The organism is Dietzia maris (genome assembly GCF_014144855.1).
Classification (GTDB): domain Bacteria; phylum Actinomycetota; class Actinomycetes; order Mycobacteriales; family Mycobacteriaceae; genus Dietzia; species Dietzia kunjamensis.
In genome coordinates this window covers 1-2,655 of the sequence record NZ_JAALDN010000340.1, presented here as the reverse complement: position 1 = coordinate 2,655, position 2,655 = coordinate 1, and the positions used below count along the sequence as shown (strand labels likewise).

The 2,655-nt window shown below is 71.8% G+C and carries 4 protein-coding genes and 1 pseudogene; 4 read left to right on the top strand and 1 reads right to left on the bottom strand.

Translation table 11 applies throughout. The features are described 5' to 3' along the window. The 4 genes from G6024_RS11485 to G6024_RS11470 all read left to right on the top strand — a co-directional run. On the top strand, positions 1–540 hold a 540-nt coding region (locus tag G6024_RS11485), incomplete at its 5' end, for a C40 family peptidase (RefSeq protein ID WP_235027878.1). Further along, positions 540–806: a hypothetical protein gene (locus G6024_RS11480; protein WP_067712190.1), complete on the top strand. Its 267-nt coding sequence runs from the start codon at positions 540–542 to the stop codon at positions 804–806. The genes G6024_RS11485 and G6024_RS11480, both read left to right, overlap by 1 nt. Beyond that, positions 803–1,183 (top strand): YbaB/EbfC family nucleoid-associated protein, encoded by a 381-nt coding sequence (locus G6024_RS11475; RefSeq protein WP_067712187.1) that lies wholly within the window; start codon positions 803–805, stop codon positions 1,181–1,183. The genes G6024_RS11480 and G6024_RS11475 overlap by 4 nt, the downstream gene beginning before the upstream one ends. Positions 1,184–1,207: 24 nt before the next feature. Next, positions 1,208–2,428 carry a SatS C-terminal domain-containing protein gene (locus tag G6024_RS11470; protein WP_182640371.1) on the top strand — a complete coding sequence of 407 codons (1,221 nt, stop codon included), beginning with the start codon at positions 1,208–1,210 and terminating at the stop codon, positions 2,426–2,428. Between the two features lie 39 nt (positions 2,429–2,467). On the opposite strand, the pseudogene G6024_RS11465 reads toward G6024_RS11470, so the two are convergent. Further along, a pseudogene (locus G6024_RS11465) lies at positions 2,468–2,655 on the bottom strand (thymidine phosphorylase); the annotation flags it as partial.

The window sequence follows — 2,655 nt, the reverse complement described above, 5'->3', positions numbered from 1 at the left end:
GGCGCGGACGGCGCGGGCGGCGGCTCGTTTGACGGCGGTTCGTTCGACAGTGGCTCGTCGGGTGTCGCGGCGGAGTCCGCCGCCGGGTCCGGGTTCGTGCCCGGGACGGCGGGGTTCGGTGACGCCGGGTCCGGGGTGATCGGCGGCGGAACCGAGGTGACCCTGCCCGACGGCTCGGTCGTCACCGCCCCCAACGAGCAGGCCGCCGGCGCTGTCCGCAACGCGCTCAGTCAGCAGGGTGTGCCGTACGTGTGGGGCGGCACCTCTCCCGGCCAGGGGCTGGACTGCAGTGGCCTGACGCAGTGGGCGTACGGGGACGCCGGTGTGGAGATCCCCCGCCTGGCCCAGGAACAGGGCGTGGGTGTCCAGGTGTCCCCGCAGGACGTCCTGCCCGGTGATCTGCTCGTGTGGGACGGCCACGTCGCCATGTACATCGGCAACGGTCAGATCGTGGAGGCCGGGGACCCTGTAGCGGTGTCCGGGCTCCGCACCGACAATATCGGCATGTCGTTCCACGGCTTCTACCGTCCGACCGGCTGATGGCACCCGACAGCTGTCGGCACACCGACCCGATTACCGGGGTGGTCGCCGAGGTCGGCACCGACGGCGTCCCGGTGGGCCTGGCCCTTCCGGAGGCCCTCCTCGACCGCCCGCCCGCGGAGGTGGCGCGCGCGGTCCTGCGCAGCCTCACCGCGGCCGCGGGCGACGCCCGCGATCTGCTGGAACGCCTCGCCGCCGACGACTGGGACGAGAGGGACTGGGACGAGAGGGACCCGGACGACGAGCCGGGCGGGTCTGTCAGGTGAGCGCCGGAGGACTGGACGTCGAGGCGTTCCTCGATCGTCTGCGCGGGATCGCGACCGAGTGGGAGTCGGCACACGACCAGCTGGAGACCCTGCGCATCTCGACGACCAGCCGGGACCGACTCGCCACCGCGACCGCGGACTCCGGCGGGAGCGTGGTGGACCTCGTGCTGGCGCCCGGGTTGCGCAGGCACGGGTCCGAGGTGGTCGCGGCGTCGATCCTCGAGGCCACGTCGGCTGCCGTGGAGCAGGCCAACACCCGTCGCGCGGAGCTGGTCTCGGGCTCGGTGGCCCTCGCCGTGAGCGGTCGGAGGCGGGCAGCCGAGGACGCCGCCCGTCATCACACCGACCCCGCCCCGGCGGGCCGTGGCACCGCCTGACTAGCCGTGGATATGCTGACCGGCATGGCCAAGGACATCGTCCCGATCGAGCTCGGTCTCCCGGAGGGAGACGTCACGACCCTCTGGGCACCCAGCTGGCGGGAGGACAACGACGACTGGGAGGCGTTCCTCGGGCTGGACGAGGACCTCTACGCCTTCGACTCGACGGCCGAACTCCTCGCCCTGGTCCGCAGCGGCGCGGAGCACGATCTGCAGGACCACCCCTCGTGGGAGGAGTTCGCCGGATCGGACGTGCTCGCCTTCCGCGCCGCCGAGGAGAACTGCTACGACCTCGTCGGCGTCCTCGAGCTCCTCGGGGACGATCCGACCGAGTCGTCGGTCGACGAGATCGATCAGTCCTTCGCGATCGCCCGCTCGATCGGCGAGGTGTGCGAACTGGACACCGTCACCAAGTTCTTCAACGGCAACCCGGTGCTCGCGTCCGTCACGCACGGCATGGACGAGTTCTACGGCCGCGACGGGCTCAAGCTGTGGAAATCCATCCGCAAGACGGTCGCCAAGGGCTGGGACGACGTCCTCGACGCCATCCAGGACGTCATGACCACCCCGGAGATCGACCGCGCCGAGGTCGAGCGTGCGCGCCACGACCTGGAGACCGCCGAGGCCGCGCTCCCCGAGCCGGAGCCGGAGCCCGAGCCCGCCCCGACCGGGTACCCGGAGGGCTCGCTCTGGGAGAGCGTGGGGATCGACCCCGTCAGGATCGTGTTCGCCGACCAGGAGTACCTGAGTCTGCGCTGCTACCTGGGTGACCGGCCGGTGTTCCTCGGCGACGGTGACCAGGCGTACGTCTTCACCAGTGCGCGCGGCCTGTCCCGCTACCTGGCCGACAACGACGACGACACCCTGAGCCGGGTGGCCACCTACGAGCGCGTCAAGATCGCCGCGACCGACGGCAGCCTGGACGTGCACGTCACAGACGACAACGTGTACGTCCTGGCCGGGCTCGACCGCGACATCGAGGTCGGGCCGGAGATGGTGGACTCCGACCAGCTCGGCCTGGCGGTCGAGTTCGTCACCGACCTGGCCAACTACGTCGGCGACGCCGAACTCGAGGCGTCGGTGACCGGGCGCGGGTCGGCGCTACGGCGCTACCTGCACTACGTCCTCAACCCCGACGACGCCAAGCTGCTCGAGCCGACCGCACCCTACGACGACGAGGCGTCCGAGTGGCGTGACCTGGTCGACGACGTCGAGAAGCTCGTCACCACGCCCGACCTCGCCTGATCCGGGGGTGCGTCGCCCCCGGCGTCCGTTCCCGGACGGTCACCAGCCGCGCAGTCGCTCGGTCACCACGCCGGCAGGACCGCGATCCGGGCCCGTCCCGAACGCGGCCGCCACCTCGTCGAGTGCGACCGGCAACCGTGCGGTGTCGCCCGCGTGGACGGTGGCCACCACCTCGCCGACGCGGACGTGTTCGCCCTCGACGCGGTGCAGCATCACGCCCGCGCCCG